Origin of the sequence: Streptomyces geranii, assembly GCF_002954775.1 — a bacterium.
In the GTDB taxonomy this organism is placed as follows: domain Bacteria; phylum Actinomycetota; class Actinomycetes; order Streptomycetales; family Streptomycetaceae; genus Streptomyces; species Streptomyces geranii.
In genome coordinates this window covers 182,673-197,788 of record NZ_PJME01000005.1, presented here as the reverse complement: position 1 = coordinate 197,788, position 15,116 = coordinate 182,673, and the positions used below count along the sequence as shown (strand labels likewise).

Annotated in this window: 15 protein-coding genes; 11 read left to right on the top strand and 4 right to left on the bottom strand. The window is 70.4% G+C overall.

Annotated features, from left to right (window positions below; all coding sequences use genetic code 11):
* Positions 1-3: 3 nt before the first annotated feature.
* The 4 genes from CW359_RS09835 to CW359_RS09820 form a co-directional block, all read right to left on the bottom strand.
* Positions 4-1,086 carry an ABC transporter permease gene (locus CW359_RS09835; protein WP_232838328.1) on the bottom strand — a complete coding sequence of 361 codons (1,083 nt, stop codon included), beginning with the start codon at positions 1,084-1,086 and terminating at the stop codon, positions 4-6.
* Positions 1,083-1,961 (bottom strand): ABC transporter permease, encoded by an 879-nt coding sequence (locus CW359_RS09830; RefSeq protein WP_232838327.1) that lies wholly within the window; start codon positions 1,959-1,961, stop codon positions 1,083-1,085. Before CW359_RS09830 ends, CW359_RS09835 begins: the two co-directional genes overlap by 4 nt.
* Complete coding sequence (locus tag CW359_RS09825) at positions 1,954-3,612, bottom strand: ABC transporter substrate-binding protein (protein ID WP_105969433.1); 1,659 nt, start codon at positions 3,610-3,612, stop codon at positions 1,954-1,956. Before CW359_RS09825 ends, CW359_RS09830 begins: the two co-directional genes overlap by 8 nt.
* 105 nt (positions 3,613-3,717) lie before the next feature.
* A complete protein-coding gene (locus tag CW359_RS09820) occupies positions 3,718-4,518 on the bottom strand; it encodes an N-acyl homoserine lactonase family protein (protein ID WP_105969432.1) in 801 nt (266 codons plus the stop codon).
* A gap of 176 nt (positions 4,519-4,694) precedes the next feature.
* Here CW359_RS09820 and CW359_RS09815 point away from each other — a divergent pair, with 176 nt between their 5' ends.
* The 11 genes from CW359_RS09815 (at position 4,695) to CW359_RS09765 (ending at position 15,057) form a co-directional block, all read left to right on the top strand.
* Positions 4,695-5,120 (top strand): hypothetical protein, encoded by a 426-nt coding sequence (locus tag CW359_RS09815; protein WP_105969431.1) that lies wholly within the window; start codon positions 4,695-4,697, stop codon positions 5,118-5,120.
* Between the two features lie 160 nt (positions 5,121-5,280).
* Positions 5,281-6,105 carry an ABC transporter ATP-binding protein gene (locus tag CW359_RS09810; protein WP_232838326.1) on the top strand — a complete coding sequence of 275 codons (825 nt, stop codon included), beginning with the start codon at positions 5,281-5,283 and terminating at the stop codon, positions 6,103-6,105.
* A gap of 32 nt (positions 6,106-6,137) precedes the next feature.
* Entirely contained in the window at positions 6,138-6,992 is an 855-nt protein-coding gene (locus CW359_RS09805) for an ABC transporter permease (protein ID WP_105969596.1), read from the top strand.
* Positions 6,993-7,117: 125 nt separating this feature from the next.
* Positions 7,118-8,242 (top strand): ABC transporter substrate-binding protein, encoded by a 1,125-nt coding sequence (locus tag CW359_RS09800; RefSeq protein WP_105969429.1) that lies wholly within the window; start codon positions 7,118-7,120, stop codon positions 8,240-8,242.
* 37 nt (positions 8,243-8,279) lie between these two features.
* Positions 8,280-9,341, top strand: a complete 1,062-nt coding sequence (locus tag CW359_RS09795) for an LLM class flavin-dependent oxidoreductase (protein ID WP_105969428.1) — start codon at positions 8,280-8,282, stop codon at positions 9,339-9,341.
* A complete protein-coding gene (locus CW359_RS09790; RefSeq protein WP_105969427.1) occupies positions 9,341-10,006 on the top strand; it encodes a cysteine hydrolase family protein in 666 nt (221 codons plus the stop codon). Before CW359_RS09795 ends, CW359_RS09790 begins: the two co-directional genes overlap by 1 nt.
* A complete protein-coding gene (locus CW359_RS09785) occupies positions 10,003-11,337 on the top strand; it encodes an NtaA/DmoA family FMN-dependent monooxygenase (protein ID WP_105969426.1) in 1,335 nt (444 codons plus the stop codon). Before CW359_RS09790 ends, CW359_RS09785 begins: the two co-directional genes overlap by 4 nt.
* 1 nt (position 11,338) lies before the next feature.
* Complete coding sequence (locus tag CW359_RS09780; RefSeq protein ID WP_105969425.1) at positions 11,339-12,754, top strand: MFS transporter; 1,416 nt, start codon at positions 11,339-11,341, stop codon at positions 12,752-12,754.
* Positions 12,754-13,254, top strand: coding sequence for an NAD(P)H-dependent oxidoreductase (locus tag CW359_RS09775; RefSeq protein ID WP_105969424.1), 501 nt, complete (start codon positions 12,754-12,756; stop codon positions 13,252-13,254). The genes CW359_RS09780 and CW359_RS09775 overlap by 1 nt, the downstream gene beginning before the upstream one ends.
* Positions 13,251-13,751 carry a flavin reductase family protein gene (locus CW359_RS09770; protein ID WP_105969423.1) on the top strand — a complete coding sequence of 167 codons (501 nt, stop codon included), beginning with the start codon at positions 13,251-13,253 and terminating at the stop codon, positions 13,749-13,751. The genes CW359_RS09775 and CW359_RS09770 overlap by 4 nt, the downstream gene beginning before the upstream one ends.
* A gap of 94 nt (positions 13,752-13,845) precedes the next feature.
* Positions 13,846-15,057, top strand: a complete 1,212-nt coding sequence (locus tag CW359_RS09765) for an ROK family transcriptional regulator (protein WP_105969422.1) — start codon at positions 13,846-13,848, stop codon at positions 15,055-15,057.
* Positions 15,058-15,116: the final 59 nt, after the last annotated feature.

The window sequence follows — 15,116 nt, the reverse complement described above, 5'->3', positions numbered from 1 at the left end:
GGCTCATCCTTTCCGTATGCGGGGATCGAGGACCGTGTAGAGCAGGTCCACCGCGTGGTTGACGAGGGTGAAGAGGAGGGCGATGGCGAGGGCGGCGCCCTGCACGACGGGGTAGTCGCGTTGCAGGACGCCCTGGACGAGGAGGCGGCCGACACCGGCGTACGAGAAGACCGTCTCGGTGATCACCGAACCGCCCAGCAGCGAACCGAACTGGAGCCCCAGGACCGTCACGATGGGCAGCCAGGCGTTGCGCAGCACATGGCGGCGGACGACCGCGCCCTCGCCGAGGCCCTTCATCCGGGCCGTGCGCACGAAGTCGTCGCCGAGCACCTCCAGGACGGACGCGCGCACGATGCGGGTGATGAAACCGGCCATCGACAGGGCCAGCGTCACGGCGGGCAGGATCAGATGCTGGAACCAGGGCCACACCAGCTCGGGGCGGTTCTGGAGGATCGCGTCCAGGAGGACGAAGTTGGTCGTCGGGTTGTAGTCGAGCGAGCTGGGCATACGGCCCAGGACCGGCAGCCAGCGCAGCCACACGCCGAACACGACGATGCCGAGCACCCCGAGCGCGAACCAGGGCAGCGAGAAGCTCACCGTGGCCACGACCCGAGTCGAGGTGTCGACCCAACTTCCCCTGCGCAGCGCGGCGATCACCCCGGTGACGACACCGAGGACGACCGCGATCGTCATCGCGGCCAGGGTCAGCTCGATCGTCGCCGGGAGGGCGTCTCCGAGCAGGCCGAGGACGCTGTTGGACCCGAAGAAGGAAGTGCCCAGGCGCAGATGCACCAAGTCGTCGAGGAAGTGGCCGTATTGAGTGAGCAGCGGCTCGTCGAGGCCGAGAGCCTTGGTGACTCGCTCCTCGTTCGCCGACACCTCGACCGCGGACATGTCGCCCCGGCCCGCCGAGAGCGAGGTCGCGGGCGAGCCGGGCAGCAGGCGGATCGCGAGGAACACGAGGGTGGCCAACGCGAACAGGACGACGGGGATGGCCGCCAGCCGTCGTACGACCAACAAGGCTGTCCCGGAAGCCCATTTGGGCAGGTGCGTGCGAAGGGCGAGGGAAGGCGTGGACGCGCTCATGCCGTCCCCCGGGGATCGAGGGCGTCGCGCAGGTCGTCGCCCACGAAGTTGCAGGCGACGACGAACAGCAGGGTGAGCGTGGCGGGGAGGACGACCAGTCGGGGCGCGGAGTACAGGAACTCCTGTCCCGCCTGGACCATGTATCCCCAGTCGGGCTGCGGAGGTTGGATGCCCAGGCCGATGTACGACAGGCCGGCGGCGAAGCCCGCCGCGATCGACAGTGTCATGACGACCTGGGCGAGCATCGGGCCCGCGATGTTCGGCAGCAGCTCCCGTACGAGGATGCGCGGGGTGCTTGTGCCGCCGAGGCGGCAGGCGACGACGTAGTCGCGGGCGGCCTCGCGGGCCGTCAACGCCCTTGCCAGCCGGGCCAGCCCGGGCGCCAGCGAGACGCCGATGCCGACGATCAGGCTCACCGTGCCCGGTCCGGCCGCCGCCACCAGCAGGATGACGAGAAGGATCGAGGGGAAGGCGAGGGCGAGGTCCACCAGGCGCATCAGGGCCTGTTCGACCACACCGCCCGCGTACCCGGCGACGAGCCCGATCGCCGTGCCCGCCAGGGCGGCCAGCGCCGTCGCCGCGAAGGAGACGAGCAGCAGTGGGCGCGCGCCGTGCACCAGTCGGGCCAGCTCGTCGCGGCCCAGGTCGTCGGTGCCGAGCGGATGGCCCGGGGAGCCGAACGGCAGGAGTGCGGACGGGGTTTGGCGCAGCGGGTCGGCCTGGACGAGGAGCGGGCCGACGGCGGCCACGAGGAGTACGGCGGCCAGGACCAGCCAGGACAGGACGGCCGGCCAGGTCCGGGCAAGGCGACGTCTGCGCAGGGCGGCCACGACGGACGGCCTGCGCACAACGGTGGCCACGGCCGCGTCAGACACTCGCTTTCTCCATGTAACACCGGTGGTTGGAGAGGGCGCTGGTGTTCATGTCCTTCACCTTCGAGCCGCTGACGACGAGGTTGGTGAAGCAGGCCAGCATCGACAGGACCATGTACTCCTCCGCCCAGCGCCGCTGGATCTTCGTGTAGGCGGCGGTGCGCTGCTTGCCGTCCGGGAGGTTCTTGGCGGCGAACAGGTCGTCGGCGAGGGAGTCGACGCCGTCGAGGGTGTCCATGCCGGTGATGGCCGATCCGTAGATGCCGGTGGGGCTGGCCATGGCGCCGACCATGTCGTTGGCGTCGGGGACGTAGGTGTTGCGTTCCCAGATCATCAGGTCGTGGAATTTGTCGTCCGGGTCGAGGAGACGGCCGAAGTAGGTGGCCGGGTCGACGGAGGTGGTCTCGACCTTGAACCCGACGTCGGTGAGGTTCTGGGCGATGATCTGGGCGGCCTTCGGATGCCAGGAGTCGCTGGCCGCCATGATCCGGATCGTGCGGCCCCCGGCACCGGCCTCGGTGACGAGCCGCTTCGCCTGGGCGACGTTCTGTGTGCTCAGGTCGGCGAGGGCGGTGTCGTAGCCGTTCTGGGCGGGCGGGATCGTGTAGCCCTTCGGCTCGCTGCCCATGCCGAAGAAGGCCTGGCTGAGGATGGCCTTGCGGTCGACGGCGAGGTTGATCGCCTTGCGCACCTTGATCTCGGGGATGCGGCGGGCGTCGATCATCATGATCGCGTCGGCGCTGTGCGGGGTGTCGTAGACGGTGACCGAGTCGTCGCCGCGCAGCTGGTCGGCGGCCGAGTACGGGGTGAACTGGGTCGCCGACACATCGCCGCTGAGCAGCGAGCTGACGATGGCCGACGGGTCCTGGACCTGGCGCAGCACCAGGCGGTCGATGGGCGGTCTGCCGAGCCGGAAGCCGTCGAAGGCCTCCAGGGTGATCGCCTGACCGGAGGTGGCGGAGGAGAAGGCGAAGGGGCCGGTGCCGACGAGATGCTTGCCGATGTCGGCGCCGTACTTCTCCAGGGCGGCCTTGGAGATGATCCGGCCGCCGATGTCGGACAGCCGGCCGAGCACCGTCCGGTCGGCCTGCTTGAGGACCATCTTCACGGTGAGGTCGTCCTCGGCGGTCAGCGAGGCGACGTTGGTGCCCAGGCTCGCCAGCGGCCGGGTTCCGCCCTTGGGAAGCGTCTTGTCGTTCTCGTCGAACTGCCGCCCGAGGCTGGCCAGTACGTCGGCCGAGGTCAGCGTGGTGCCGTCGTGGAACTTGACGCCCTCGCGCAGGGCGAAGGTGTACGTCAGCTGGTCGTCGGAGATCTTCCAGCTCTTGGCCAGGTCGGGCGTGGGCTCGTTGGTCTCGAAGGAGATGAAGGTCAGCCCGCGACAGATGCAGTCGACTGCCATCCAGTCGCCCAACGAGGTGTAGAAGGCCGGGTCGTTGACGGCGCTCGTGGCGTCGATGGCGAGCGTCAGCGTGCCGCCGCCTTTCCCGCTGCCCTCCGCGTCGTCGGCCGCCGCACCGCAGGCGCTCAGCAGGGCGGGGAGCCCGAACCCGACTCCCACGCCGAGGAGTCCGGCACCCCTGAGCATGGTGCGACGCGAGACCTCCGGCGTGGTGGAACCGGGCGAGAGCGATCCATGTGAACGGTCCGGCATGTGGGCCTCCTTGGGCACCGATCCTCGGAAACTGGATCTAATGTGTGCTGGATTGGATCCAATATGAGCTTCGGGGGTCACGAAATCCTCCTCGTGTCCCGGGAGTTAAAGCCGTGTGAACCGGCGCCGCATCAACTCCGGCCAGACCACGGGGTCATGGCCGGGGACGAGTTCGTAGCCGCGTTCGGCGGCGATCCGCTTGAGCCGGCGGATCGGTTCCAGCGTCTGCTCCGGATCGACCCCGATGGAGGCACCGATCGGCCGCTCGTGCTCGATGTTCTCGGTGAGGTCGGCGGCGTCGAAGGCGAACACCAGCCCGCCGCCGTCCGCGAGGTCGACCACGAAACTCTGGTGTCCGGGGGTGTGCCCGGCGGTCAGTACGGCCGTCACACCGGGGGCGATCTCCACGTCGCCGTCGGCCTGCCGCCAGTCGATACGGGGATCGTCGAAGTCGACCCGGAAGATCGCGTTGCGCTCCACCTCCGGCCGCCCCGACAACCCGTAGGCCAGCTCGGCCCGTTGCACGTGCACCGGCACCCGCCCCGCGAAGTGCTTCAGCCCGCCCGCGTGATCGGCGTGCAGATGGCTGACCGCCACCGCGTGGATCGCGTCCATCGGGATACCGGCCGCGTCCAGGGCCTCCTCCAGCGGCTCGCCGGGGCCCGGCAGGATCGGACGGTAGTTGGGGGAGCCGTAGAAGCGGCGGCGCAGCGCGGGGTCCCGGATCAGGGCCGTGTTGAAGCCGGTGTCGAGCAGCAGCCAGCCGCCGTCGCACTCCAGCAGCACCGCCGGTACGGGCTCGCGCAGCCGCTCCTCGTACGGGGCGCCGTACACCGAGACCGACTTGGGGAGTTCCTCCCAGCCGAGCAGCAGCGGCACGATCCGCCGTACACCGTGTCGTGTCATGCTCCGGTCCCGGCCTTTCCGTCAGCCTGCAAGGCGACCCATCAAGACTGCTTTCAAGGATCCACACCATAGATATTTGGATCCAATGATGGGTTGCGGTGAAGTAAACAAGGTGACGGAGGCAACCTGTGGCGCGTGAAACACCAGCGAAACGGACCTTTCCTAAGCTTCTGTACGTGCCTCTGACAGTTATTGACGCCCCCACCGAGTGGAGCCGGTTCACCGACGGGTCCATCGAGCGCCGGATGCTGCTCGCCCTCGAAGCCCGGCTCGGCATCGTGCTGCGCCCGAAGCCGCTCATGCTGCCCGACGGCAGCCGGGTCGAGGTCGAGGGGATCGACGTGGACGGGCGGGTGCTCGTCCAGCTCGTCGGCAACCAGGGCGCCTACAAGCCCGCCTTCCGCAACAAGGTCATGGCGGACATGTTCAAGCTGCTCTGGCTGCGCGCCTCGCTGCCGACCACCGAGCGGACCGTGCTCCTCGTCACCGAGGTCATCGTGCAGGCCCTCGGCGGCTGGGTGGCGCGCGCCGCCGCCGATCTGGGCATCGAAGTCCATGTGTTCGGCGGCGACGGGGTCGTCAGACCGCTCGGCGCGGTGTGACCTGAGCGAAACAGAGTGGTGGCTCCTGACGAAACACAGGGCTTCTAACGTCGGGAACACCTAAGCGGATTTCCGCGTGGCAGTTCTCGCACTCGCCACGCACGCTCTCCGACTTCCAGGACCGGGCCTTCGTGCTCGCAACATGGATGGGAGCGTGAAGGTGACTGGTACGCCAGCCCTCGAACTGCGGTCGGTGCACCGGACCTACGGGTTCGGGCCCTCGGCGACGATCGCCCTCGACGACGTCGGACTGACCGTGCCCGCAGGCCGCTTCGTGAGCCTCATCGGGCCCAGCGGCTGCGGCAAGTCGACCCTGCTCAGGATCGCCGCCGGCCTTGAGGAACCGGACCACGGCGAGATCCGGTTGCACGGCGTTCCACCGGCCCGGGCCTGCGCGGCGAAGATGATCGGGCTGGTACCGCAGAGCCCGGCCCTGCTGCCCTGGCTGTCGGTGCTGAAGAACGTCACCCTGCCGCACCGGATCAACAAGCGGGCGGCCCGCCGGCGCGAGCGGATCACCGGCTCCGGCGAGCGGACGACGAACGCGCCCGACATGCGCCAACTCCTCGTCAAGGCGGGCCTCGGGGAGGCCATGGACAAGCTTCCCGCCGAGCTGTCCGGCGGAATGCGGCAGCGGGCCGCGATCGTCCGGGCCTTCGGCCTGCGACCCGACGTACTCGTCATGGACGAGCCCTTCTCGGCGCTGGACGAGTTCACCCGCGAGAGCCTCCAGGACCAACTCCTCGACCTCTGGGACGAGTTGAAGACGACCGTGCTGTTCGTCACCCACTCCGTGTCCGAGGCCGTACGGCTGTCCGACACCGTGGTCGTGATGGCCCCGAGGCCCGGCCGGATCGTCGACACGATCGAGATCGACCTCCCCCGGCCACGCAACGACCGGCTCTTCGCGGAACGCCGCTTCCACGAGTACGAGGACCTGGTCCGCGACCGCCTGCACAGCGCGTGGCACCGGGAAGCGGCGTGAGCGGGGTGAGGGAGGTCGGCGAGGTGAGTGAGATGACTGTGGTCGACGCTCGCACGGAGCACGCCACCGTCGGCCGACCGCCCGTGGAACCGTCCCGCTACAGCCTCCGCCACCCCCGGTCCCGTATCGCATGGGTCCGGCCCGCCATATGGGCGCCGTTCGTGCTGATGGTGGCCGTGCTCGCGCTGCTGTGGCACTGGGGCGCGGAGAAACTGCCGTATCTGCTGCCGCCGTTGTCCGACATCGGCCACTCGCTCAGCTCCGACCTCGGCTACTACACCGGAAACGCCATGGTCACCCTCGGGGAGGCGACGGCCGGTCTGGCGACGGGCTTCGCCGCCGCGTTCGTCCTCGCCGTCCTGACCAGCGAACTCCCGCCGCTGCGGCGGGCCGTCATGCCGATCGCGGTCGTACTCAACGTGACCCCGCTGGTGGCCATCGCGCCCGCGCTCGTCGTCGCCTTCGGCTTCGGCCCGACGCCCAAGCTGGTCATCGCGGCGCTGATCTGCTTCTTCCCGATCTTCATCAACGTCTCGGCCGGACTGCGCTCCGTCCCGCAGCAGGTACTCCAGGTGTACCGGACGATCGACGCGAGCCGCGCGGAACTGCTCTGGCACGTCCGCGTCCCCAACGCGCTGCCCTATCTCTTTGCGGCGCTGCGGATCGTCTTCCCGCTGTCCATCGTCGGCGCGGTGGTGGCCGAGATGTCCGCCGCAGGGTCGGCGCGCGGCCTGGGCACCGCGATCAGCGTGGCGTCCTCGATGAACCAACTACCGGTCGTGTACGCCTCGATCGCCGTCCTGGCGGTCATGGGCGTACTGCTCCTGCTCGCCGTGACGCTGGTCGAACGCCGCGTCCTGCACTGGCACGACAGCGCGCACGACTGACCGGCCCGCTCACCGCGCCCACTGCTCACCGTACCTACGGCTCACCGCACACACATACGGCTGACGCCCACAGCCGAGTCCCACCACACCCTCGCCCGGCGGCCACCGCCAGTCTGGAGTCACCCATGCCTTCCCGCCTCAGCATCAGAGCCTCCCTCGCCTGTGCCGCCGCCCTCGCCATGACAGCCGGAGTCGCGGGATGCGGTTCCGACTCCGGCTCCGACAGCGGCTCCTCGAAGGGCACCCAGGGTTCCGCGATCTCCGCCGGCCGCTGCGCCGAGAACAAGGCCGCCGGAAAGATCACGTACCTGTCCGGTTACCAGTACCAGTCGTCCGTATCGATCCTCGAATACATCGCCGCCGCCAAGCTCGGCTACTTCAAGGACCTCTGCCTCGACGTCACCCTCAAGCCCGGCACCGGCGACACCGCGCAGAGCACCAAACTCCTCGCCAGCGGCCAGGCGACGGTCAGCCCCGTCTCCGAGCAGGACGTGATCCAGGCCCGCGCCAACGGGATCGACATCACCGGCATCTCCTCGTACTCGAACTCCGGCCTGGACATCCTGATGACCAACAAGGACATCACCGAGCTGCCCCAGCTCGACGGCAAGGTCGTCGGCCACAAGGGCTACATGCCCGCCACCGTCCGGGCGATGCTGGTCAAGGCCGGGGTGAAGTACGACTCGCTGAAGCTCGTCAAGCAGGGTTACGACCCTTCCGTACTGCCCCGCCGACAGGGCGGCCTCGCCGCGCTCACCGGGTTCGTCTCCAACGAGCCCAACCAGCTCAAGGCGGCCGGCAAGCCGGTCACCGTGTGGCAGCCGTCCGACTTCGGGGTCCCCGGCTCGCTCGGCGCGATGGCCGTCAACCCGGCGTTCGCCGCGAAGCACCCGCACGCCGTCGAGGACATCCTGCGCGCCGCGCTGCACGCCTACGACTACTGCACGGCCGACGCCACCAAGACCGCCGAGTGCGTCGGCTACGCGGCCGACCTGTCCGGGCCGACGTACGACAAGAAGCTGAACACCACCATCTGGAACACCGAGACCCAGATCGTGAAGAGCAGCCCGACGCCCGGGCAGCCGCGTGGCGGCATCGACACCGCCAACGTCAAGGGGATCGTGGAGATGCTGCGCCAGTTCGACATCGTGACGGGTGCGGTGACTCCCGCCGGCGCCGAGAAGTGGTTCGACGGGTCCTTCGTCAAGAACGTCCACGACGGGGACAAGCTGGTCTGGCCCGCCCCGTGACCGTCTTCCCCCGCACCGCCCACGAAAGGCCCGCAACGTGCCCACGAAAGAGTACGGAATCTTCCTCCCCATCGGGAACGGCGGCTGGATGCTGTCCACGACCGCGCCCCACCCCGAGGCGAACTACGCCTGGAACCGGCGTGCCGCGGTGCACGCCGAGAACATCGGCCTCGACTTCGTCATGTCGATGGCGAAGTGGCGCGGCTTCGGTGGCAGTACCGACCACTGGGGGCGCTCCCTGGAGTCGATGACGATGATGGCGGCGATCGCCGAGGCGACCAGCCGGGTCAAGATCTGGGCGACCCTGCACGCCAACGTCCACAACCCGGCCGTCGCCGCGAAGATGTTCGCCACCCTCCAGGACATCTCCGGCGGCCGGGCCGGACTGAACATCGTCAACGGCTCCTACGCGGAGGAGTTCGAGCAGTTCGGCGAGTGGGACCCGAAGCTCACCCACGCCGACCGCTACCGGATGACGGAACTCTGGACGGAGGCGGTCACCCGCCTGTGGACCGAGGACTCCGTCACCCTGCGCACCCCGTACTTCGACCTCGTCGACTGCGAGTCCCGGCCGCGCCCCCAGGTCCGCCCCACCGTCATCAGCGCCGGCCGCTCCGAGGACGCCCGCCGCTTCCAGGCCAAGTACGCCGACGGCGCGTTCCTGGCCGCCGAGAGCCTGGACGAGATGCGCGAACTGTCGACCGACGTCCACGAGCGGGCGCGGGCGGCCGGGCGGGTCTGCAAGACCTACTCGATGCTCACCGTCGTACAGGACGACACCGACGAACTCGCGGCTCAGAAGGTGCGGGAGTGGGGCGCGGGCCTGGACCGGGAGGCGCTGGTCCACATGCGGCGGGCCTGGGGGATTCCCGAGGAGCAGGCCCGTGCCTGGGCCGACGGGGCGGACGGCGAGGCCGCGTTCCAGACCCCGTACGTCGCCGGATCGGCGCGCACGGTCACCGACCACATCGAGTACATCGTGCGCGAGGCCGACCTCGACGGGCTGATGCTGATCTTCCCCGAGTACGACGAGGACATGGTGCTGTTCGGCAAGACCGTACTGCCCGAACTGCGCGCCCGCGACGGGGTGACGGCCTGATGCCCGGCACCGACCTGCGGGCCCGACAGCTCGCCCACCTCTCCCGCCCCGGCAGCGCGCCCGCCCTGCTCGTGGTCGACGTACAGCGCGACTTCGCCGATCCGGACCGGCTGACGGATTACGGCCTCACGGACTCCGCCCTGACCGCTCTCGACCGGGCCGTCACCCGCATCGGACACCTCGTGGACGCCGCCCGCGCCGCCCAAGTACCCGTAATCTGGGTGGAGTTGGGGAGTGATCCGGCCCGGCCCTGGCGGGCGAGCAACTGGCTGCGCGGTGGCGACTACGACGCCCCCATGAGCCCCGACGAGCCCTGCCGCGTCGGTACGGACGGCGCCGAGTGGTTCCGGATGCGGCCCGCCGAGGGTGAGGAGCGCGTCGTGAAGAGGGGCTACAGCGGGTTCCTCGGCACCGATCTCGACGCCCGGCTGCGCGCCGCCGGCTGCGGCTGGCTGACCGTGGTGGGGCTGACCAGCGAGTGCTGTGTGTACGCCACCGCCCAGGACGCCGTACAGCTGGACTGGCCGGTCGTGGTGCCCGGCGACGCCACGGCCGCCTACGACCTCGACGTCAACGCGGCGGCACTTCAGCAACTCGCGCTGAACGTCGCCGTGCTCGCCGACGCCGACGAGGTCACCGCGCTGTGGGAGAGGAACTCGCGATGAGCGGCATGCACATAGGTTTCGACCTCTCCTTCACCCACACCGAGGGAGCCTGGGCCCGCCCGGGCTCCTGGGTGGGGCTGGACTTCCCCGACGTACGCATGTTCATGGAACTGGCGCGGACGGCCGAACGCGCCGGTGTGGGCCTGCTGTTCTTCGGCGACGGCAGCGGCATCCCCAGCACCTGGCGCGGCGGAATCGAGCCTGCCGTGGAGTGGGGCATCCAGTGGCCGCGCCACGACATGGCACCCGTCATCGCGGCGATGGCCACGGTGACGGAACGGATCGGCTTCGGGCTGACGTACTCGTCGACCTTCATGCACCCGTTCTACGTCGCCCGGCTGCTGAACTCCCTCGACCATGTCACCGGCGGGCGCATCGCGTTCAACGTGGTCGCCTCGACCAGGGGCGCGGACGCGGCGAACTACGGCTTCGGCGAGCTGATGGACCACGATCTGCGCTACGAGCGCATGGAGGAGTTCGTCGAGGTCTGCCGTGCGCTGTGGGACTCCGTGGCACCCGACGCGATCGTGCGCGACCGGGAGACGGGCCGGTTCGCCGATCCGGCCAAGGTGCACCCGATCGACCACAAGGGCCGCTTCTTCGACGTGAAGGGGCCGCTCGCCTCCGTACCGGGTCCGCAGATCCATCCGCTCATCGTCCAGGCAGGCAACTCGCCCCGTGGCATTGCCGCTTCGGCCCGTTTCGCCGACCTGATCTTCGGCTTCGGCGGCAACCTCGCCTCCCAGCAGCGGCATCGCCGACTCCTCGACGAGGCACTCCTCGCCGAGCGACGGGACCCGGCCGACACGGGCATCCTCTGGGCCACCCAGGTCATCGTCGGCCGCACGGCCGCCGAGGCACGGGCGCGCCGCGACGAGGTGCACGCCTTCTGGAACGAGGAGACCGTCGCCATCCACCTCTCGCACAACATGGGTTACGACCTCTCCACGCTCCCGGAGTCCTTCCGGCTGGGTGAGCTGCGCGACGAACTCCTCGCGGCCAACGCGTCCCCCGCCGGGCTAGTCGGTTCGCTCGTCGCGGAGTTCGGGGAGGAGTCGACGATGAGCCGCGACGAGTTCTTCGACCACGGCAGGGGCCGGGCGACCGGGCTCGACCACAGCATCGTCGGGGACGCCGAGTCGGTCGCCGACGCGCTGCAGGAGAACTTCGCGGCGACCGGGTCGCGCGGCGGCTACATGCTCTCCAGCCCGCTCGCCATGCCCTCCGGTCTCGCCGACATCAGCGAGCTGCTCCTGCCGGAACTGCGCCGCCGAGGTGCCCTCGCCGCCCCTGTCGCCGGTGCCACGTTGCGCGAGAACCTGGCGGTGTGACATGACCGCAGGGAGCGAGCGACGGGACTGGCTCGCCCTCGCCAGCCTGTGCACGGGCTTCTTCATGCTGCTGCTCGACAGCACCGTCACCTCGGTCGCCCTGCCCGCGCTGATCGACGGGCTGCACACCGGCGAGGCCCGCGCGATGTGGGTCAACAGCGGTTATCTCATCGCCTACGCCGTTCCCCTGGTCATCGCGGGGCGGTTGGGCGACCGTTACGGGCATCGGCGCGTCCATCTCGTCGGACTGGCCGTCTTCACCGCCGGGTCGCTGCTGTGCGCCCTCGCCACGAGCATCGAGGCGCTCATCGTGTGGCGGGTCGCGCAGGGCGTCGGCGCCGCGCTGATGACCCCGCAGTGCCTCACCCTCATCAAGGCCCTGTTCCGGCCGCCGCGCCTGGCCGTCGCCCTCGGCGTCTGGGGCGCGGTCGGCGGGGCCGCCGTGGCCGCCGGGCCGCTGGTCGGCGGGTTCCTCGTCGCCGTCGGCGGCTGGCCCGCGGTGTTCTGGGTGAACGTCCCCGTCGGCGTCGCCGCGATGGCCGCCGTGACGGTGTTCGTGCCCGCCCTGCCGCGCCAGGCGGCGGCCATCCCGGTCTGGGCGATCTGCGCCAACGCGGCCGGAGCCGCAGCACTCGTCCTCGGCGTCCAGGGCACCGACGCGACCGGCGCGGACGTGTGGGGGGTGCCGCGCTGGCTGCTGGCCGGCGCGGGAGCGCTGACCGTCGCCGCCGTCGTCTGGCTGCAACGCGGCCACGGGGCCCGCGCCCTGGTGCCGGTCTCTCTTCTCCGCACCCGGGGTTTCGTCACCGCGACCTGGGGCGCAGCCGCAGCGGCCTTCTGCTCCGGGTCCGCCATGATCCCGGTGATGCTGTACCTCCAGCGGGAGCGCGGGCTGTCTCCCGGCGAGGCGGCGCTCACCCTGATCCCGATGGGCCTGGTGTGCGTGCTCGGCGCTCCCGTCTCGGCCCGGCTCAACAACGGCGTCGGAACCCGTGCCGTCGCGGTCGTCGGCGCGTGCGCGCTGGTCCTGTCCGTCGGTGCGTCCGCCGCGCTCGTCGCCGCCGATGCCCCGGTCGCCGCCCTGACCTCGGCCTTCGCGTTGTACGGGGTCGCCAACGCGTTCGTCTGGTCGCCCCTGTCCATCGCGGCGGTGACCACCGTCGCCCCGGACGAGGTGGGCGCGGCCTCGGGCGCCTTCAACGCCATGAAGCAACTCGGCGCCGTACTGGGCAGCGCTGTCTGCGCCGTGCTCCTGACCGCGTACGGCTATGCCGCCGCCCTCTGCTCGCTCGCCGCCGTCGGGCTGCTCAGCCTGCTCTCCGCCCTGCTGCTGCGCGTCGACCCGCCCAAGGGGGCACCACCCGCACCGGACACGGCGACGACCGCCGCGTCCGAACTACCCACAGGAGTCGCCTGATGAAGGCCATAGCCGTCGTCGGAAACCCCAAGGCCGCCTCGCGCACCCGCGATGCCGCCGAACGCCTCGCCGCCGCCCTCGGGTTGGACTGCGCGGTCCTCGAAGTCACCGAGCTGGGGGCGGGGTTGCTCGCCTGGGACGACCCCGAGGTCAGCGCGGCCGTGGAGCGAGTACGCGCCGCCGATGTGGTCATCGCCGCGTCGCCCACGTACAAGGGCACCTACACCGGGCTGCTCAAACTGTTCCTCGACCGGTTCCCCACGGACACCGGACTCGCGGGCCAGGTGGCGCTGCCCCTGATGCTCGGCGCGGGACCCGCACACGCGCTCGCCCCCGAACTCACCCTCAAACCCGTCCTGGTGGAACTCGGCGCGATCTGCCCCGCCCAGGGCCTCTACCAGCTCGACTCCACCTACACGACGGACGACTCACTGGTCCGCTGGACCGGCCGCTGGGGCCGGACCGTGCTCGACGCGGCGAAGGCGGGGGCGGCACGATGACCACGCTCGAAGGGTTCACCTCGGACCCCGAAGAGGTGCGTGAGGCGTTCGGCGGGTTCCCATCGGGGGTCGCCGCCGTCGCCGCCCGGGTCGACGGCGAGCCGACCGTCATGATCGTCTCGTCGTTCACCGTCGGCGTCTCCTACCAGCCGCCCATGGTCTCCCTCGCCGTCCAACACACCTCCACCACCTGGCCGTTGCTGGCCGGCGCCGAGACGCTCGGAGTCTCCGTGCTGGGCGAGGAGCACAGCGCCAAGACCCGCCAACTGGCCTCCCGGAGCAAGGAGGACCGCTTCGCCGGCCTCGGCACCCAGGAGGCGGCGTCCGGCGCGATCTTCCTGGAGGGGGCGCCGATCTGGCTGGAGTGCGCGATCGAGCACACCTATCCGGCGGGCGACCACGACATCATCGTGCTGCGGGTGCTCGCCATGCGGGCCGACGACGACCGCAGCCCGGTCGTCTGGCACCACCGGCGGCTCAAGACGCTGACCGGCTGACGGCACTCCAACTCCCGTTGAGGGGACAGCGAGTTCACAGGAATCGTGCTTCTTTTATTGACAACAGAAAAGAATGCGGCCTAAGTTCCCGGCCATGCGTCCGCCCCCGCTCACCCCCTCCGAGGCGTCCCGGCCCGCCGAGGCGTTTCCCGCCCACACCCCCGCCGCCGCCCAGATCTTCACCATCGTCCTCTCCCACGGCCCCCTCACCCGCGCCGAGATCGCCCGGCGGGCCGCCCTGTCACCGGCCGCCGTGACCAAGGCCGTTCGGCCGCTGATCGAGCTGGGGTATCTGCTGGAGGACGCCGACGACGAGCACCGGCGGGCGCTCGGCCGGCCCGCCAACCTCGTGCGGGTCGACGGTGGGCGTGCGCTGTTCCTCGGGGTCAAGGTGACCGGCGACGAGATCATCGCCGTACTGGCGGATCTGTGCTGCCGTATCAGGGTCGCCCGGCGTGTTCCGCTCGGTGACCGGCGGGCCGAGGGCGTGCTCGCCACCCTCTCCGGTCTCGTCCTCGAACTGCTCGCCGAGGCCGAGGAGTTGGGGGCGCCGGTGAAGGGCGTGGGGATCGCCGTCTCCGGTGATGTGGACCGGGCGGAGGGGCTGGTGCGGTACTCGCCCTTCCTGGAGTGGCGGGACGTGCCGCTCGCGAACCTCGCCGCCATGACCGTCGGGCTGCCGGTCACCGTCGACAACGACGTCCGGGCGCTCACCGTCGCCGAGCAGTGGTTCGGCGCCGGGGTGGGGCTGGCCGACTTCGCGCTGGTGACCGTGGGCGCCGGGATCGGGTGCGGGCTCGTCGTGGGCGGCCGGGTGGTCTCCGGGGCGCACGGCGTGGCCGGTGAGATCGGGCATCTCTCCTTCGACCCGGCCGGTCCCCGGTGCCACTGCGGCAACCGGGGCTGTGTGGAGGCCGTCGCCTCGGAGTCGGCGATCGTGCGCGACGTCCGGGCCGAGACCGGGATCGACGTGGCGGACGCGGCCCAGGCCCTGGAACTCGCCCACCGCGGCGACCCCGGAGCCCGGGCGGTGTACGCCCGTGCGGGTGCCGTCATCGGGCGGGCCATCGGGGCCGTGGTCAACCTGCTCGGCCCGGAGAGGGTGATCATCTCCGGTGAAGGCCTCGCCGCCTACGACCTGTTCGCCGCCGAGATCAAGGGCGCCTTCGCCGCGTCCGCCTTCGGTGCCGCCGCCCGCTGCGACGTCACGACGTGTCCGCTGCCTTTCGAGGAGTGGGCGCGTGGGGCGGCGGCCACCGCCATCCAGTCCTTCATCCGGGCGGACTCCCGCGACGGGCGGGGGTGAGCCCGGCCGCACTTCTGGAATGTCATGCGCACGCCATAACGGCCAACGTTCAGTGATCC

What these genes read in the sequence shown, in the direction of transcription:
- CW359_RS09835 (WP_232838328.1), bottom strand. Translation starts at nt 1,086, where the DNA reads ATGAGCGCGTCCACGCCTTCCCTCGCCCTTCGCACGCACCTGCCCAAA.
- CW359_RS09825 (WP_105969433.1), bottom strand. Translation starts at nt 3,612, where the DNA reads ATGCCGGACCGTTCACATGGATCGCTCTCGCCCGGTTCCACCACGCCG.
- CW359_RS09820 (WP_105969432.1), bottom strand. Translation starts at nt 4,518, where the DNA reads ATGACACGACACGGTGTACGGCGGATCGTGCCGCTGCTGCTCGGCTGG.
- CW359_RS09805 (WP_105969596.1), top strand. Translation starts at nt 6,138, where the DNA reads ATGACTGTGGTCGACGCTCGCACGGAGCACGCCACCGTCGGCCGACCG.
- CW359_RS09800 (WP_105969429.1), top strand. Translation starts at nt 7,118, where the DNA reads ATGCCTTCCCGCCTCAGCATCAGAGCCTCCCTCGCCTGTGCCGCCGCC.
- CW359_RS09790 (WP_105969427.1), top strand. Translation starts at nt 9,341, where the DNA reads ATGCCCGGCACCGACCTGCGGGCCCGACAGCTCGCCCACCTCTCCCGC.
- CW359_RS09785 (WP_105969426.1), top strand. Translation starts at nt 10,003, where the DNA reads ATGAGCGGCATGCACATAGGTTTCGACCTCTCCTTCACCCACACCGAG.
- CW359_RS09780 (WP_105969425.1), top strand. Translation starts at nt 11,339, where the DNA reads ATGACCGCAGGGAGCGAGCGACGGGACTGGCTCGCCCTCGCCAGCCTG.
- CW359_RS09775 (WP_105969424.1), top strand. Translation starts at nt 12,754, where the DNA reads ATGAAGGCCATAGCCGTCGTCGGAAACCCCAAGGCCGCCTCGCGCACC.
- CW359_RS09770 (WP_105969423.1), top strand. Translation starts at nt 13,251, where the DNA reads ATGACCACGCTCGAAGGGTTCACCTCGGACCCCGAAGAGGTGCGTGAG.
- CW359_RS09765 (WP_105969422.1), top strand. Translation starts at nt 13,846, where the DNA reads ATGCGTCCGCCCCCGCTCACCCCCTCCGAGGCGTCCCGGCCCGCCGAG.